Raw genomic sequence first — 16,346 nt, forward strand, 5'->3', positions numbered from 1 at the left:
CGTCATGTATTGGGCCTCGATTCCTTTTCCTGGAGGCCGGATTGGCCGGTGCGGCGCTCAAGTTCCGCGTAGACATCCGCCAAAGGAATATCGGCGATCTTCAGCACCACCAGCAAGTGGTAAAGCAGATCGGCTGCCTCATCGGTGAGGTTCCTGCGATCGTTGGAAATCGCGGCAATCACGGTTTCCACCGCTTCCTCGCCAAGCTTCTTGGCGGCGCGAGATTGACCTGCGGCAACAAGCTTCGCCGTCCAGGATTGGTCCGGCGAGGCGCCTGCGCGTTCCGCCACGATGCGCTCCAGATCGGAAAGGGAAAAATCACTCATCTCTCAATACCTTAAGCGAGATCAATCGAGGCGCATGGCAATGCCGTGATCGGCCATATAGGCCTTGGCTTCACCAATGGAATAGGTGCCGAAATGGAAAATGGATGCGGCAAGCACAGCCGTCGCATGGCCATCCTTCACGCCCGCGACCAGATCATCCAGCGTACCGACACCGCCGGAGGCGATGACAGGCACGCGAACCTGATCTGCAATCGTGCGGGTCAGTGCGATGTCATAACCGCTCTTGGTGCCGTCACGATCCATTGAGGTGATGAGCAACTCGCCCGCACCGCGCTCCACCATCTTGATGGCGAAGTCAACGGCGTCGATGCCGGTCGGCTGGCGACCGCCATGGGTAAAGATTTCCCAGCGATCCGTCTCACCTGCGGCTGACACCTTCTTGGCATCGATGGAAACGACGATGCACTGGTTGCCGAATTTATCCGCCGCCTGCGCCACGAAATCCGGGTCTTTCACCGCAGCGGAATTGATCGACACCTTGTCTGCACCACATAGGAGCAGCTTGCGAATATCGGAAACGGCGCGAACGCCACCACCCACCGTTACCGGCATGAAGCAGTGATCGGCGGTGCGGGACACCACGTCGAAAATCGTATCGCGATTGTCGGATGAGGCAGTAATATCGAGGAAGCAAAGCTCATCGGCACCGGCTGCGTCATAGGCCTTGGCGGCTTCCACCGGATCACCGGCATCGATCAGATCGACGAAATTGACGCCCTTGACGACACGGCCGTCTTTGACATCGAGACAGGGAATAATGCGGGCTTTCAGTGTCATGCGCGTGCCTCTCCGTTTTGAGCGGCTTTGATCAGCGCCAGTGCCTCGACCGGGTCGATGCGGCCATCATAAAGCGCTCGACCGGAAATCGCACCTTCAAGTTTGGCCGCATCCGGCTCCAGCATGCGCTTGATGTCATCGATGGAGGCGAGGCCGCCTGAGGCGATGACGGGGATGGAGACGGCATTTGCCAGCTCCAGCGTCGATGCCCAGTTGATTCCGGCTAAAATGCCATCGCGGTCGATATCGGTGTAGATGATGGCGGCAACGCCGGCACCTTCGAAACGCTTGGCAAGCTCGATCACGCCAAGCTCGGACGCTTCCGCCCAGCCTTCCACTGCCACCTTGCCGCCCTTGGCGTCGATGCCGACGGCGACCTGTCCGGGAAAGCGCTTGCAGGCTTCAATTACGAGAACCGGATCGCGCACGGCAACGGTGCCCAGAATGACACGGGCAAGACCACGGCTCAGCCATGCCTCGATATGGTCGAGTGTGCGGATACCACCGCCCAGCTGGACCGGGTTCTTAGTCGACTTCAGAATAGCGTCAACAGCATCGCCATTCACGGTCTGGCCTGCGAAGGCACCGTTAAGGTCCACCACATGCAGCCATTCAAAGCCCTGATCTTCAAAGGCTTTGGCCTGAGCGCCGGGGTCTTCGTTGTAGACGGTGGCCTGCTCCATATCGCCAAGTTTGAGGCGAACGCACTGGCCATCTTTGAGGTCGATTGCGGGAAATAGGATCATGTCAGGGCTTCCAGCGCAGGAAATTCGAAATCAGGGCAAGGCCGAGTGTCTGGCTTTTTTCCGGGTGGAACTGCGCGCCGACCTTGTTGTCGCGACCGACGAAGGCCGTCATCGCGCCACCATAACTGGTGGTGGCGATCACGTCTTCGGCGTGCTTTGCCGCAAGATGATAGGAATGGACGAAATAGGCGTGCAGCCCGTCCGTGCCGGTCTTGATGCCATCGAAAAGCGGGTGAGGGCGATGCAGTTCCAGCGTGTTCCAGCCGATCTGCGGGATTTTCAAGCTGGGATCGGACGGCGTCATCTCCACCACGTCGCCCTCGATCCAGCCTAAGCCTTCACTCGTCGTCTTTTCCAGACCGCGCGAGGACATGAGCTGCATGCCGACACAGATGCCGATGAAGGGGCGCGCCTTGTTTTCGACGGCTTCGATCAACGCCTCGTGCATGCCTGAGACGGCATCGAGGCCCGCCCGGCAATCCGCATAGGCACCCACTCCCGGCAGAACGATGCGGTCTGCAGAGGCGACGTTCTCCGGCCTGTCGGTCAGATCGATGGTCGCATCGATACCGGCTTCTCGCGCAGCGCGCTCGAATGCCTTGGTTGCGGAGCGAAGATTGCCCGAGCCGTAATCGATAATTGCCACACGCATACTCAGCGCCTTCCATTCAAATCGAACTGAAACGAACCTGCGGGGTCGTTCAGGTGATAACCGCTGTTCTTGCGGTCCTGTTTCCAGTCCGGCTGCGGAATTGTGTTGGCCTGCGCGATGTCATCATCCGGCAGGTTGGAAAAATACATGTCTTCGGCGGTCGCCAGATCAGGTGCTGTGACGACATCCTTCAGCGCCCATCCTTTTGCGACAAGATGTCGAACAACGATGTTGCGGCCTTCGAATCCGGCTATCAGACCAGCAGCAAGCGCAAACAGCGCGCCGGTCACCGCAAAGCCGTCGAGTCCCGAAACCTGACTGGCCGCCACCTGGAAGATCACGATGCCGATGGCGACCCACCACAGGCGCTGAACGGCAAACCACACCCAGGGAAACAGAAGCGCAAGCCAGGAAAAGCGATCAGCGATAAACCGCGTCGAGCGATGATCGCGATCCGGACCGCCGGGTGCTTCCAGAACCAGATAAGATGTCATCGGCTTTCCTGACAATGGTCACGGCGACGGTTATGAGGGCAATCGCCTCGACACCACCATGACGATTTCATCTAGCTCAGGCCAGCATGCCCTTTGTCGAGGGAACGCGATCTGCCTGACGTGGATCGATCTCGGTTGCCGTGCGCAGAACGCGGGCAACCGCCTTGAAGCAGGTTTCGGCAATATGGTGGTTGTTGGCACCATAATGGTTCAGAATATGCAGGGTAATGCCGGCATTCTGAGACAGGGCCTGAAAGAATTCGCGCACCAGTTCGGTGTCGAAAGTGCCGATCTTGGGTGCGGAGAACGCAACATTCCAGACCAGAAACGGACGACCGGAAATATCGACGGCGGCCTTGGTCATGGTTTCGTCCATGGCAAGGTCGAGCGAGGCATAACGCGTGATACCGCGACGGTCGCCCAGCGCCTTGGATATCGCCTGACCGATGGCAATGCCGGTATCTTCAACGGTGTGGTGGTCATCGATATGCAGGTCACCCTTCACATCGATTTCCATGTCGATCAGCGAATGGCGGCTGAGCTGGTCCAGCATATGATCGAAGAAGCCCACGCCGGTGGAAATCTTCGACTTGCCTGTCCCATCGATGTTCACGCGCACGGAAACGTCTGTTTCATTCGTTTTGCGGGAAATCTCAGCTCTACGCTCTGCCATCTGGCTGCTCCGTATCAATATTGGCGTTCCTTATCAGCACAGCCGCCAAATATCCAGCCATTACATTGCCTTGCCGCATCGCACCCCGGTGCAGAGGCGCTCGCGGATTTGCAATCGCAAAAACGGGACTTACATAGACTTCGAACAGGATCGCAGGGGCGGTCCGCGTAACGCCCTCCCAAGGGCAAACAGGTGTTTGATGACAACGATTATTACTGTGAGAAAGGGCGGCAAGGTCGTCATGGCCGGTGACGGTCAGGTCAGCCTCGGCCAGACGGTGATGAAGGGCAACGCCCGCAAGGTGCGCCGCATCGGCAAAGGCGAAGTGATCGCCGGTTTTGCCGGTGCCACGGCTGACGCTTTTACGCTGCTCGACCGTCTCGAAAAGAAGCTGGAGCAATATCCCGGTCAGCTGATGCGCGCAGCCGTCGAGCTCGCCAAGGATTGGCGCACCGACAAATATCTGCGCAATCTCGAAGCCATGATGCTGGTGGCCGACAAGTCGATTACGCTGGCCATTACCGGCAATGGTGACGTTCTGGAGCCCGAACATGGCGCCATCGCCATCGGCTCTGGCGGCAACTATGCGTTCGCCGCAGCCCGCGCGCTGATGGATTCGGAAAAGTCTGCGGAAGAGGTCGCGCGTCAGGCGCTCGATATCGCTGCCGATATCTGCGTCTATACCAACCATAATCTCGTGATTGAAACGCTCGACGCAGAGTAAGCTGCGCCTTTGAAACTGATGGGTTCCGTGGGCCGGGCCAAGGCGGCTGGCCGAAACGGAAACGCCGAAAGGAATGAAATGACGACTTTTTCTCCCCGCGAGATTGTCTCGGAACTGGACCGTCACATCATCGGCCAGCATGATGCCAAGCGTGCCGTGGCGATTGCGCTGCGCAACCGCTGGCGTCGCCAGCAGCTGGATGACAGCCTGCGTGACGAGGTCATGCCGAAAAACATCCTGATGATCGGGCCGACCGGTGTCGGCAAGACAGAAATTTCCCGTCGTCTGGCGAAGCTCGCCGGTGCGCCTTTCATCAAGGTCGAAGCCACCAAGTTTACCGAAGTCGGTTATGTCGGTCGCGATGTCGAACAGATCATCCGTGACCTCGTGGAAATCGGCATCGGCCTCATCCGCGAAAAGAAGCGTGTGGAAGTGCAGGCAAAGGCGCATGCCAGCGCGGAAGAGCGCGTGCTGGACGCACTTGTCGGCCCCACGTCTTCCCCAGCGACCCGCGACAGCTTTCGCAAGAAGCTGCGGGATGGTGAGCTGGACAAGAAGGAAATCGATATCGAGGTTGCCGATACGGGCTCCGGCATGCCCGGCTTTGAAATTCCCGGCATGCCTGGGGCCAATATCGGCGTTCTCAATCTTTCCGACATGTTCGGCAAGGCCATGGGCGGGCGCACCAAGAAGGTCCGCACATCCGTCGAGAAATCCTATGCTGACCTGATTCGCGACGAATCCGACAAGCTGCTGGACAATGAACTCATCCAGCGCGAAGCGGTGAAGTCGGTTGAAAATGACGGCATCGTCTTTCTGGACGAAATCGACAAGATCGCTGCGCGTGATGGCGGTATGGGTGCCGGTGTGTCGCGCGAAGGCGTGCAGCGCGATTTGCTGCCGCTGGTGGAAGGCACGACGGTTTCGACCAAATATGGGCCGGTCAAAACCGACCATATTCTCTTCATCGCGTCCGGCGCGTTCCATGTGTCCAAGCCATCGGATCTCTTGCCGGAACTTCAGGGCCGTCTGCCCATCCGCGTGGAATTGAAGCCACTGACCAAAGAAGATTTCCGCCGCATTCTGACGGAAACCGAAGCGAGCCTCATCCGCCAGTATATCGCGCTGATGGCAACGGAAGAGTTGAACCTCGAATTCACCGATGACGCCATCGACGCTCTGGCCGATGTCGCGGTGCATCTCAACTCATCCGTCGAAAATATCGGCGCGCGTCGTTTGCAGACCGTGATGGAGCGGGTGCTGGACGAAATCTCCTTCAATGCGCCTGACCGCAGCGGTACGGCGGTGAAGATCGATCGGGACTACGTCAAGCAACATGTTGGCGATATCGCTGCCGATACGGACCTGTCGCGTTACATTCTCTAAAATATTCTGGAGTGCGGCAAATCTTGCCGCACTCTTATTTTACTTGCCTTCTCTCGACATCTGGCCACGCTTTTCGCTAATGAAAGCGTTAACGGCTCTTGAAAGAAATGGTCCGGTGACCGCACCGGCCGAGAAAAAGGCATCCGCTCGTGCGTAAAACTCTTCTGGCATTGGCCGCTATCATGGTCTTTGGCGCGGTCTCGCAATCTTTTGCGGACGCTGCAACGGTGGTGCCGCCCGGCAACCGCAATGCCGAACAGCCGGGCGTTCCGGGATCTTCGGCGCGGCGCACCAAAGGGTCCAACTCCACCTTCGACCGGAAATACCAGAAAGTTTTCGATCTGCTGTCCAGCGACAAGCAGCTGATTGCCAAGATCAAATCCACGGCAAGCCGATATGGCATCGATCCGATCCACATGGTCGGCGCCATCGTCGGCGAGCACACCTATAATGTGGATGCCTATGACCGGCTGCAATCCTATTACGTCAAAGCCGCATCCTATGCCGGAAACAGTTTCCGTTTCGGCTACAAGGACGAAAGCATTGCCCAGTTTCTGACCCATTCCCAATTTGCCAAATGCGAGGCCAAGCGCGATTCCGCCAGCCTCTGGACCTGCCGGGAAGATGTCTGGGACGATAGTTTCCGCGGCAAGAAGGTCGATGGCGTCAGCTACCCAGACAATCGCTTCAGTGCCGTGTTCTTCCAGCCCTTTTATGCGGGCCAGACCTTTGGCCTCGGCCAGATCAACCCGCTGACGGCGCTGATGCTGTCGGACATGGTCGCCCGCGTCTCCGGTTACGAGAAGCTGGATGAGAACGATGCAGCAGCAGTTTATACGGCCATCATGGACCCGGATCGTTCGCTGGCCTATATGGCGGCGGCCATCCGCAAATCCATCGATGATTACAAATCGATTGCCGATATGGATATTTCGAAAAACCCGGGCCTGACCTCGACGCTCTACAATCTCGGTGGATCGCAGCAGCGCGCCGCGGTTCTCGCCCAGAAGAACCGTCAGAGCGGTGGCTCACCCGTGTGGCCGGAAGAGAATTATTACGGCTGGCTGGTCAATGAGAAGCTACCAGAGCTTCAGAAGCTCCTCTGATCTTTGGAACAGGTCTTTTCGATTGTTTCCAAAAAAGAAAAAATCTTTGGCAGTCGCTTGTGATTGACGAGACGGGCTTTGAACGTCCACTCTTGCGGTTAAGATAATCGACAAGGGAGTTACCAAGGTGAGCCGCATTGAACAGCACGGTCTTTCGATTGATGAAACGCTTTATCATTTTCTGAAAGACGAGGTTCTGCCGGAAACCGGTGTTGAGGCCGAGGCGTTCTTCGCGGGCTTTTCTCAGATCGTTCACGCACTTGCGCCGAAAAACCGGGAACTGCTGCAAAAACGCGATGGTTTTCAGGAAAAGCTGGACGCGTGGTATCGCGACAATGGCGCACCGGTTGATATTGCCGTCTATGAGACCTTCCTGCGTGATATCGGCTATCTCCTGCCGGAAGGCGATGCCTTCAAGGTCAATACGGCAAATGTCGATCCGGAGATTGCCCGCCTCGCAGGCCCGCAGCTTGTCGTGCCGGTCATGAATGCGCGTTATGCGCTGAACGCCGCCAATGCCCGCTGGGGTTCGCTCTATGACGCGCTCTACGGCACCGATGCGATTTCGGAAGAGGATGGTGCCGAGAAGGGCAAGGGCTACAATCCCAAGCGTGGCGCAAAGGTTATCGCCTGGGCGCGGGAGTTTCTCGATCGCTCCACACCGCTGGCGAATGGAAGCTGGGCCGATGTCTCCGGTTTCAATATCCTTGATGGCTTGCTGGAAGTCGGTTCGGGCCGCCTGGCCGATCCCGCCCAGTTCGCCGGCTACGAAGGCGAGGCATCCGCACCGTCCTCCATCCTTCTGACCAAGAACGGCCTCCACGTCGAAATCGTCATCGATAGATCGACCGATATCGGCGCAGGCGATGCGGCAGGCATTTCCGATGTCATCCTCGAATCGGCACTGACGACGATCATGGATTGCGAGGATTCCGTCGCGGCTGTCGACGCTGACGATAAGGTCGTTGCTTACCGCAACTGGCTCGGCCTGATGCGCGGCGATCTGACGGAGGAGGTTGCCAAGGGCGGGAAAACCTTCACCCGCCGTCTGAATGCCGACCGCAATTATACCGCCCCGGATGGTTCGGCGCTCACGCTTCCGGGTCGCTCGTTGATGCTGGTCCGCAATGTCGGCCACCTCATGACCAATCCGGCGATCCTCGACCGCGATGGGCGGGAAATCCCCGAAGGCATCATGGATGCGGTCGTGACAGGCCTGATCGCGCTTTACGATGTCGGCCCCAATGGTCGCCGCCAGAATTCGCGCGCCGGTTCTATGTATGTAGTGAAGCCGAAGATGCATGGGCCTGAAGAAGTGGCCTTCGCCTCGGAGATTTTCAGTCGCGTCGAAAAGCTGATCGGCATGGCACCCAATACGATCAAGATGGGCATCATGGACGAGGAGCGTCGCACGACCATCAACCTTAAGGAATGCATTCGCGCCGCCAAGGATCGTGTGGTCTTCATCAATACCGGCTTCCTTGATCGCACTGGCGATGAAATCCACACATCGATGGAAGCAGGCCCGATGATTCGCAAGGGCGACATGAAGCAGGCTGCATGGATCGCGGCTTATGAAAACTGGAATGTCGATATCGGTCTGGAATGCGGCCTGTCCGGCCATGCCCAGATCGGCAAGGGCATGTGGGCCATGCCAGACCTGATGGCGGCGATGCTGGAGCAGAAGATCGCCCACCCGAAAGCCGGTGCCAACACCGCCTGGGTTCCGTCACCAACGGCGGCGACGCTTCACGCCACGCATTACCACAGCGTTGATGTCGCATCGGTTCAGAGCGGGCTGAAGACACGCGAACGCGCCAAACTCTCGGATATCCTCTCCGTACCGGTCGCCGTTCGCCCCAACTGGAGTGCCGAGGACATCCAGCGCGAGTTGGACAACAATGCACAGGGCATTCTGGGCTACGTCGTACGCTGGGTCGATCAGGGCGTCGGCTGCTCGAAGGTGCCTGACATCAACAATATCGGCCTGATGGAAGACCGCGCAACGTTGCGCATCTCCGCCCAGCATATGGCGAACTGGCTGCGCCACGGTGTGGTGTCAAGAGAGCAGATTATCGAGACGATGAGGCGCATGGCAGCCGTCGTGGATGGCCAGAATGCAGGCGACGCCGCCTACACGCCCATGGCCGGAAACTTCGAAAACTCCATCGCCTTCCAGGCCGCCGTCGAACTGGTGCTTGAGGGCAGGGCGCAGCCCAACGGTTACACCGAACCGGTCTTGCACCGCCGCCGTCTGGAGTTGAAGGCAAAGCAGGCGTCGTAAGGAATTAGACCTCCGTCATCCTGCATCACGTGCGGGATGACGGTTCCGAGACATTTGCAAACAAAAAAGCCGCCGGGAAAGTCCACGGCGGCTTTTCATTTGATGGATGGGTGATCTTACTGGATCACGATGACCTTGGAGCTGCGGCCTGGACGGATGCGGCTGTAGAGGTCGATAACGTCCTGGTTGATCATGCGGATGCAGCCAGACGAAGCGGCGGTGCCGATGGAGGCCCATTCCGGCGAACCGTGAATACGGAAGAGGGTATCCTGACCTTTTTCGTTGAAGAGATACATGGCGCGCGCACCAAGCGGGTTGGTGAGGCCTGGACCCATGCCGTTCTCGACGTAACGGGCGACATCAGGCTTGCGCTCAGCCATTTCTTTTGGCGGGTGCCACATGGGCCATTCCTGCTTCCAGGCCACATAGGCTTCACCAGCCCATGCAAAGCCCTGCTTGCCGACGCCGATGCCATAACGCACGGCCTTGCCGCCTGGCAGGATGTAATAAAGGAAGCGCTCGCGCGTGTTGACGATGACGGTGCCTGGCTTTTCCGGCGTCTCGTAGCTCACGATCTGGCGGTGGAAACGCTTGTCCACGCGGTTGATCGGGATAGCTGGCAGGGCGTAACCCGCATCGGTCGTTGCGCCATAGACTTCGTCGCCGAAGATCTGAGTCGTTTCAACATAGGCAGGGGCAGCGGCGGTAGCAGGCGTAGTCGGGGTCGATGTCGAGGCGCAACCGCCCAAAGCAAGTACCGACGACAGACCGAAGGCAGTCAAAAAAGTGCGAAGGCGCATAGTGTTCTCGCGGGAAATATCGCCATTTCAGGCGATGCATGATGCTCTATTGAATAGATGGGTTATTTTCGATTAATCTTGAATTGGCAAGCCGTTGCACCGCAGCAAGAGAATATGACGCGCGAAATTGCGGCTTGATGGCCTTTTTGCAACATGAGAAGGGACCGTTCCCCCGGATTTATCCATGACTATTCTTTCAATCGTCAACAACAATCCGTTAATCGACGGACGCCAATCTGAAAACGCGATGCTGGTACGCCGCGGCGTGCAGATATTGCTGAATGAAATGCGTCATTCGGTGCTGCCGGAACTACCGCTTTCCAGCGGCAGACGGGCAGACTTGATCAGCCTGTCGGTCAAGGGCGAGATATGGATCATCGAAATCAAATCTTCCATTGAGGACTTTCGCGTGGATCGCAAATGGCCGGATTATCGCCAGCATTGCGACCGCCTGTTCTTCGCCACCCATAATGGCGTGCCGCTCGATATCTTTCCGGAGGATTGTGGACTGTTCGTGTCCGATGGCTACGGCGCGCATATGCTGCGCGAAGCACCGGAGCATAAATTGCCACCAGCGACCCGCAAATCGCTGATGCTCGATTTCTCCCGGACCGCCGCCCGGCGTCTGTTGATGGCCGAATGGTCTACGGGCAAGGATTATTCCGACTGACGATTACTTCGGCGCGCGCTTCGCCAAGATGCGCTGCAAGGTGCGCCGGTGCATGTTGAGGCGACGGGCCGTCTCGGAAACATTGCGCTCGCACATTTCATACACGCGCTGAATATGCTCCCACCGCACCCGGTCTGCCGACATCGGGTTTTCCGGGAGGTCCATCTTGTCGCCTTCGCGCTGGGTGAGGGCGTTGAACACGTCATCCGCGTCGGCAGGCTTGGCCAGATAATCCAGCGCACCCAGCTTCACCGCCGTCACAGCCGTTGCGATATTGCCGTAACCGGTCAGCACCACGATCTGCGTATCGTCACGATGCTGACGGATGGCTTCAATGACTTCCAGGCCGTTGCCGTCTCCCAGCCGCAGATCCACCACGGCATATTTGGGTGGCGCCAGCTTGGATTTCGCGATGCCTTCGCTGACAGACTCGGCGGTATCGACCGTAAAGCCACGGGTTTCCATGGCGCGCGCAAGGCGGCGCAGAAACGGGCCATCATCATCGACAATGAGAAGCGACGTGTCCGGCCCGATTGGGTCGACACCCTCTGGTGCCACAGCCTCGGCTCTGTCTTCCTGTTTGTCGTCACTCATCCCAGCGGTCTCCGGCAGTCTTTATTCGATGTAGACCTTATTACGCCTGCCAGCGTCACAAAGTCACTGGCCCATCTTATCGTCCATAATCGCGCGTGGCCAGACAACCGTCACTCTTGCCCCTGCGGCATCTGGTCCACGGTTCTCGAAGGTCAGCGATGCGCCGGAGCGTTCCAGCAGCGTTTTGGCGATGAAAAGCCCCAGACCCAGTCCGCCCGCGCGGGTTTCATTCTGGCGTTTTGTGACATAGGGCTCGCCGATCCGCGCCAGAATATCCGGCGCATAGCCCTGGCCATCGTCTTCGATCACGACCTTCACCTGCTGGGCGTCATAGGCTGAGGTCACGGTGACTGACTCTCGGGCATAATCGACAGCGTTTTCGAGAAGATTGCCAAGGCCGTAGATGATCCCGGCATTGCGTGCACCCACAGGCTCTCCGCTACGGCTGCTTTTTTCGACCAGACGAAGCTTGATGCCGAATTCACGATGCGGGGCCATGACCTCTTCAATGAGGGACGATAGCGGAAGCCTGCGCAAATGCTCTTCGCCATCGGCAGAGAGGGAGGTCAGCCGGCGAAGAATATCGCGGCAACGTTCGCTCTGGCTACGCAACAGCGCCACGTCTTCGCCGAAACGCTCGTCCTTGCCAAGTTCCCGCTCCATTTCCTTCGCCACAACGCTGATGGTGGCCAGCGGTGTGCCGAGTTCATGCGCCGCTGCCGCCGCAAGTCCGTCGAGCTGCGACAGATGTTTTTCGCGTTCCAGCACCAGTTCGGTTGCCGCCAGAGCATCCGCCAACTGGTTTGCCTCATGCGAAACGCGATAAGCATAAAAGGCGGCAAACAGCATCATGGCGACGATAGAGCACCAGATGCCGACATGGATGATGAGCTGGATAGGCAATGTCTCGCCGGGATACCAAGGAACTGGAAAGGGCGAAAACGCAATGGCGGTGACGCAGACCAACGCGAAGAGCAGCAGCATCAGGGAATGTTTCATCGGCTGCGAGGCAAAAGCAATGATGACCTGCACGCAGATCAGCGGTGCAAAGGGGTTGGAAAGCCCACCGGTGATATAGATGAGGGCCGTCAGTTGCAGCAGATCGAAGGCAAGAAGAAGCGTTGCTTCCCAGGGTTCCAGACGATAGGTAGCCGGAAAACGTGCCGACAGAAACAGATTGGCAACCGCAAGCGCACCGATCAGCACCGCGCAGGTCAGGAGCGGCAAGGGAAAGTTCAGCCCGAACGCAACGATCAGGATCGTCGCGCTCTGCCCCACCACCGCCAGCCAGCGCAGCCAGACAATGGTTTGCAGGCGAATGTGACGGCTGGCACGGCCAAGCCGCGTGTTCTCTTCTGGCTGGGCTGCCATCCGCCCATCTCCTTTCAAACATGTCTCGCAAAACCGCGCAGCGTTCTGCGATAAGGACATGCGAAAATAACAACTATGTTCCGCGTGGTTTGACGCGGTTGGTCGGTTGTGCCGAAGCGGGATCCTCCGGCCAGGGGTGCCGCGGATAGCGTCCGCGCATATCCGCACGTACATCTTTCCACGAGCCTGCCCAGAAACCCGGCAAATCCCGTGTCGTCTGTATCGGCCTGTGCGCAGGCGAGGTCAATTCCAGCAGCAGTGGCAATTTGCCGCCCGCCACCGCCGGGTGCTGTTTCAGGCCAAAAAGCTCCTGCACACGAATGGTCAGCGTCGGTTCCTCACCGTCATAGCTGATGGGATGCTTCTGCCCGGTCGGCGCTTCGAAATGCGTGGGCAGCAATTTGGACAGGTCCCGCTGGGCCGAATGGGGAACCAGCGACAGAAGTCCGTCCATGATGCCGCCGGATCGGACATCCTGAATGCTCTTGGCATCATGCTGGAACGGCACGAACCATTCATCCAGCCGCGCAACGAGCGCTTCATTGCTCGTATCCGGCCAGGGATCGCCAATGGTCCGATGCAGGAAGCCCAGACGCTGTCGCAATTGCTGCGCGTCCTTCGAGAAGGCAAGAATGTTCAGTCCATATTCGCGAATGCCATTGGCAAGAGCCTGTGCTGCTTTCTCTCCACTCGGTTTTCCAAGCGGCGTCTCCTCCAGCACAATCGCACCGATGCGGGTAACACGACGGGCGCGAACCTGACCGCTGGCCTTATCGAAAAACAGCTGATCTTCTTTTCGAATGGCGTCCGGCAAATGCTCTTCCACGTCTTCTCGCCGTATCGAGGCCGCCGCCAGAATGCGCGGCTGCGCGGCGCGTCCGGTCACGTCGGCGACGACGAGCATTTTCTCGGTCGCTAGAGGCTCTGTCTCTGCAAGTTCCGCACCGCGCCCATTCGCCATGACATAGCGCCCGCGTCCACCACGCTGAAAGGCAATGCGGTCAGGATAGGCATGTAGCAAAAGCTCTCCCGCAGTTATGGGGTCACTAGACGCACTTTTCGCCACTCCGCCGGATGAGGCGATCCGTTTCGCCAGGCCCTTGGCCGCGGTGGCGCGTTCGCCTTTTTCCTGTCGGAAGCGGCGAAGCCTTTCCTCCAGATCGATATCGCTGCCGCCAAGTCCCTGTTCGGTCAAAAGCACCGCCAGCATCGCCGCATCATGGCCATGCCCGGCCTCCTGCGCAGCAATGACCATGGCCGACAGGCGAGGGGGCATCGCCAATTCCCGCATTTTTTTACCGCGTGGTGTGATCGCGCCGGTTTGATCCAAGGCGCCAAGGCTCACCAGCAGACTGCGGGCTTCGCGAAGCGCGGTTTCCGGCGGTTGGTCCAGAAAGGCAAGTGAAGCGGGATCGCTCACACCCCAATGGGCGAGATCGAGCGCGAGGCCGGAAAGGTCGCTCGCCAAAATCTGTGGCGGCGTAAACGCGGGCAGCGCTGCCGTCTGGCCTGCATGCCACAGGCGGATTGCGATACCCGGCTCGGTTCGCCCGGCGCGTCCCGCACGCTGATCCGCCGAGGCGCGGGACACCTTGACCGTTTCTAGCCGCGTCATGCCGGTGGATGGCTCGAACACCGGAAGCCGCTGCAAACCGCTGTCGATAACCACCCGCACGCCATCGATGGTGATGGAAGTCTCGGCAATCGAGGTGGCCAGCACGATCTTGCGTCTGCCCGCCTCCGTCGGCTTGATTGCCGCATCCTGTTCCTTCTGGGAAAGATTGCCGTAAAGCGGGATGACGCTCGTCTCCGGCCCAAACCGACCGTCCAGACGCTCCACCGTGCGCGTAATCTCACCCTGGCCGGGCAGGAAGGCAAGGATCGACCCGCTTTCAGAGCCGTGAGCCTCTATAATGGCCCTTGCAACCCTGTCTTCTATCCGCTCCTGTCCTGTGCGCTCATCATAACTCACATCGATGGGAAAACTGCGGCCCAGACTTTTGATGACAGGCGCGTTCGTCAGCAATGCACTGATCCTCTCGACATCCAGCGTGGCCGACATGACGAGAATGCGCAGGTCTTCGCGAAGGCCTGCCTGAACATCCAGAGCCAATGCAAGACCGAAATCACCATCGAGAGACCGTTCGTGAAACTCATCGAAAATGACGGCAGACACGCCCCGCAATTCCGGGTCATCCAGAACCATCCGGGCAAAGACACCCTCCGTCACTACCTCGATCCGGGTTTTCGCCGAGATGCGGTTATCCAGCCGCATACGATAGCCCACAGTCTCGCCGACCGTTTCCCCCAGCAAGAATGCCATGCGGCTGGCGGCCGCGCGTGCCGCAAGCCTGCGGGGTTCGAGCAGAATGATCTTGCCATCCCCGCGCCAAGGCTGATCCAGCAGATAAAGCGGCACCAGCGTCGTCTTGCCCGCACCCGGCGGCGCGGAAAGCACCGCCTGACCGCGCTCTCTCAACGCCTCACCGATCTCGGCAAGCACGTCGCTCACGGGCAGGGTTGGCAGCGCTCGCGCTTCAGTCTGTGTCATGCCACTCACGAATTCAGTTCTTTGCCTTGACGCTCTCATAAGCGAGTATTGCACCCGCCAGATCTTCCAGCGCAGCGCCCACGGATTTGAACAGCGTGATTTCGTCGTCACCGCTGCGCCCCTGATAGCGCCCCGATACAAGATCGGAAAGCTCCGCGCGAAGATCGCCGCGTGTAATGATGCCCGCTTCAAGCGGCTGCACGATATCGCCACCCTCTTTCAGCGCGCCATCGAACGTATCGACATAGAGCGTGGCACGCTTGACCGCCACGTCGTCGCTTTCCCGCATGGACGGTTTGAAGGCGCCGACCAGATCGAGATGCGCGCCAGGCTTCAGCCATTCCCCTTTAATCAAGGGCTGTTCCGAAAGCGTCGCACAGGAGATGATATCAGCGGCGCCCGCGGCTTGCTCCAGATCGGTGCAGGCCTTGGCATTGAAGCCGAGCTGGCGTGCCTCTTCTGCAGCCTTATCAGCCGCGCCGGAATTGCGTCCCCATATATGGAAGGACGTCAGCGGGCGCATCGTGGCATGAGCCTGCATCAGGTTCAGCGACAGACGTCCAGTTCCTACCATCAACATGGAAGACGCATCCTTACGGGCAAGATATTTCGCAGCCAGCGCCGAAGTCGCCGCTGTGCGCCGCGCCGTCAGCTCCCCACCTTCGATTGCTGCCAGCATTTCACCAGTCCTGCCGGAAGAAAGGAGATAGGTGCCGAAAATGGCGGGGAGCGACCGCAGGCTGTTATCAGGGAAGACAGACAGGATCTTGACACCCATGTAGGAGCCGGGCACCCAGGCAGGCATCATCAACAACGTCGCGGCACTCTCTCCCGGCACTTCTACATCATGATGGTGCCGCACCGGCATCACGCAGCCACTCTTAAACATGCTTTCTATGGCATCGATAAGAGCGGGCCATGGAAGGGCGCGACGTGTTTCTTCTTGGTTGAGAACCAGCATGACAAACTCCCGTTTTGATGATTGGGAGTGACCTTAGCAAGGTCGCATTGTCTGGTGAAGCTGGGGCGGTCAGATGGTTTGGAAAATGGTTGCTTTATAGAGCGTCAGAACGCAATTTTCCCCTGAAATACGAAATAACCCCAATATCTCAATCACTTATAACTTTTCTGTAATTTCTTCAAAGTGTGCTGTTGACTTGTTTCGGGTGTG

General features: G+C 58.5%; 16 protein-coding genes. 5 read left to right on the forward strand and 11 right to left on the reverse strand.

Translation table 11 applies throughout. From position 1 onward, the window contains the following. Window positions 1–2 precede the first annotated feature (2 nt). The 6 genes from AC27VJ_RS18340 to hisB all read right to left on the reverse strand — a co-directional run bounded on the left by AC27VJ_RS18340 (window position 3) and on the right by hisB (window position 3,689). A complete protein-coding gene (locus AC27VJ_RS18340) occupies window positions 3–326 on the reverse strand; it encodes a phosphoribosyl-ATP diphosphatase (RefSeq protein WP_488685220.1) in 324 nt (107 codons plus the stop codon). 21 nt (window positions 327–347) lie between these two features. Continuing rightward, window positions 348–1,124, reverse strand: a complete 777-nt coding sequence (gene hisF, locus AC27VJ_RS18345; RefSeq protein ID WP_488685221.1) for an imidazole glycerol phosphate synthase subunit HisF — start codon at window positions 1,122–1,124, stop codon at window positions 348–350. Next, complete coding sequence (gene hisA, locus AC27VJ_RS18350; RefSeq protein WP_488685222.1) at window positions 1,121–1,870, reverse strand: 1-(5-phosphoribosyl)-5-[(5-phosphoribosylamino)methylideneamino]imidazole-4-carboxamide isomerase; 750 nt, start codon at window positions 1,868–1,870, stop codon at window positions 1,121–1,123. Before hisA ends, hisF begins: the two co-directional genes overlap by 4 nt. A gap of 1 nt (window position 1,871) precedes the next feature. Next, a complete protein-coding gene (hisH, locus tag AC27VJ_RS18355) occupies window positions 1,872–2,522 on the reverse strand; it encodes an imidazole glycerol phosphate synthase subunit HisH (protein WP_488685223.1) in 651 nt (216 codons plus the stop codon). Window positions 2,523–2,524: 2 nt separating this feature from the next. Continuing rightward, window positions 2,525–3,016: a DUF2628 domain-containing protein gene (locus AC27VJ_RS18360; protein ID WP_488685224.1), complete on the reverse strand. Its 492-nt coding sequence runs from the start codon at window positions 3,014–3,016 to the stop codon at window positions 2,525–2,527. Window positions 3,017–3,092: 76 nt separating this feature from the next. Next, complete coding sequence (gene hisB / locus AC27VJ_RS18365; protein ID WP_113087344.1) at window positions 3,093–3,689, reverse strand: imidazoleglycerol-phosphate dehydratase HisB; 597 nt, start codon at window positions 3,687–3,689, stop codon at window positions 3,093–3,095. 199 nt (window positions 3,690–3,888) lie between these two features. Here hisB and hslV point away from each other — a divergent pair, with 199 nt between their 5' ends. The 4 genes from hslV (at window position 3,889) to AC27VJ_RS18385 (ending at window position 9,189) form a co-directional block, all read left to right on the forward strand. Continuing rightward, complete coding sequence (hslV, locus tag AC27VJ_RS18370) at window positions 3,889–4,413, forward strand: ATP-dependent protease subunit HslV (RefSeq protein WP_113087343.1); 525 nt, start codon at window positions 3,889–3,891, stop codon at window positions 4,411–4,413. Between the two features lie 78 nt (window positions 4,414–4,491). Beyond that, on the forward strand, window positions 4,492–5,799 hold the full coding sequence (gene hslU / locus AC27VJ_RS18375; RefSeq protein WP_488685225.1) for an ATP-dependent protease ATPase subunit HslU: 1,308 nt from the start codon (window positions 4,492–4,494) through the stop codon (window positions 5,797–5,799). A gap of 149 nt (window positions 5,800–5,948) precedes the next feature. Further along, window positions 5,949–6,905: a DUF1402 family protein gene (locus tag AC27VJ_RS18380; protein ID WP_488685227.1), complete on the forward strand. Its 957-nt coding sequence runs from the start codon at window positions 5,949–5,951 to the stop codon at window positions 6,903–6,905. A 127-nt stretch (window positions 6,906–7,032) separates the two neighbouring features. Beyond that, a complete protein-coding gene (locus tag AC27VJ_RS18385) occupies window positions 7,033–9,189 on the forward strand; it encodes a malate synthase G (protein WP_488685228.1) in 2,157 nt (718 codons plus the stop codon). Between the two features lie 116 nt (window positions 9,190–9,305). On the opposite strand, the gene AC27VJ_RS18390 is transcribed toward AC27VJ_RS18385, so the two are convergent. Further along, the gene (locus tag AC27VJ_RS18390) at window positions 9,306–9,989 is read right to left on the reverse strand and encodes a L,D-transpeptidase (RefSeq protein WP_488685229.1); all 684 of its coding nucleotides are present in this window, start codon (window positions 9,987–9,989) and stop codon (window positions 9,306–9,308) included. Between the two features lie 184 nt (window positions 9,990–10,173). Between AC27VJ_RS18390 and AC27VJ_RS18395 the strand changes: the two genes are divergently transcribed. Then, window positions 10,174–10,659, forward strand: a complete 486-nt coding sequence (locus AC27VJ_RS18395) for an MmcB family DNA repair protein (protein ID WP_113087340.1) — start codon at window positions 10,174–10,176, stop codon at window positions 10,657–10,659. Window positions 10,660–10,662: 3 nt separating this feature from the next. On the opposite strand, the gene AC27VJ_RS18400 is transcribed toward AC27VJ_RS18395, so the two are convergent. The 4 genes from AC27VJ_RS18400 to lhpI form a co-directional block, all read right to left on the reverse strand. Beyond that, window positions 10,663–11,253: an ActR/PrrA/RegA family redox response regulator transcription factor gene (locus AC27VJ_RS18400; protein ID WP_488685230.1), complete on the reverse strand. Its 591-nt coding sequence runs from the start codon at window positions 11,251–11,253 to the stop codon at window positions 10,663–10,665. Window positions 11,254–11,316: 63 nt separating this feature from the next. Next, the gene (locus AC27VJ_RS18405) at window positions 11,317–12,624 is read right to left on the reverse strand and encodes an ActS/PrrB/RegB family redox-sensitive histidine kinase (RefSeq protein WP_488685231.1); all 1,308 of its coding nucleotides are present in this window, start codon (window positions 12,622–12,624) and stop codon (window positions 11,317–11,319) included. A 73-nt stretch (window positions 12,625–12,697) separates the two neighbouring features. Next, the gene (gene hrpB / locus AC27VJ_RS18410; RefSeq protein ID WP_488685232.1) at window positions 12,698–15,175 is read right to left on the reverse strand and encodes an ATP-dependent helicase HrpB; all 2,478 of its coding nucleotides are present in this window, start codon (window positions 15,173–15,175) and stop codon (window positions 12,698–12,700) included. A 13-nt stretch (window positions 15,176–15,188) separates the two neighbouring features. Further along, window positions 15,189–16,136: a bifunctional Delta(1)-pyrroline-2-carboxylate/Delta(1)-piperideine-2-carboxylate reductase gene (lhpI, locus tag AC27VJ_RS18415; protein ID WP_488685233.1), complete on the reverse strand. Its 948-nt coding sequence runs from the start codon at window positions 16,134–16,136 to the stop codon at window positions 15,189–15,191. Window positions 16,137–16,346: the final 210 nt, after the last annotated feature.

This window comes from Agrobacterium sp. 20P9.1.2, from assembly GCF_057799395.1.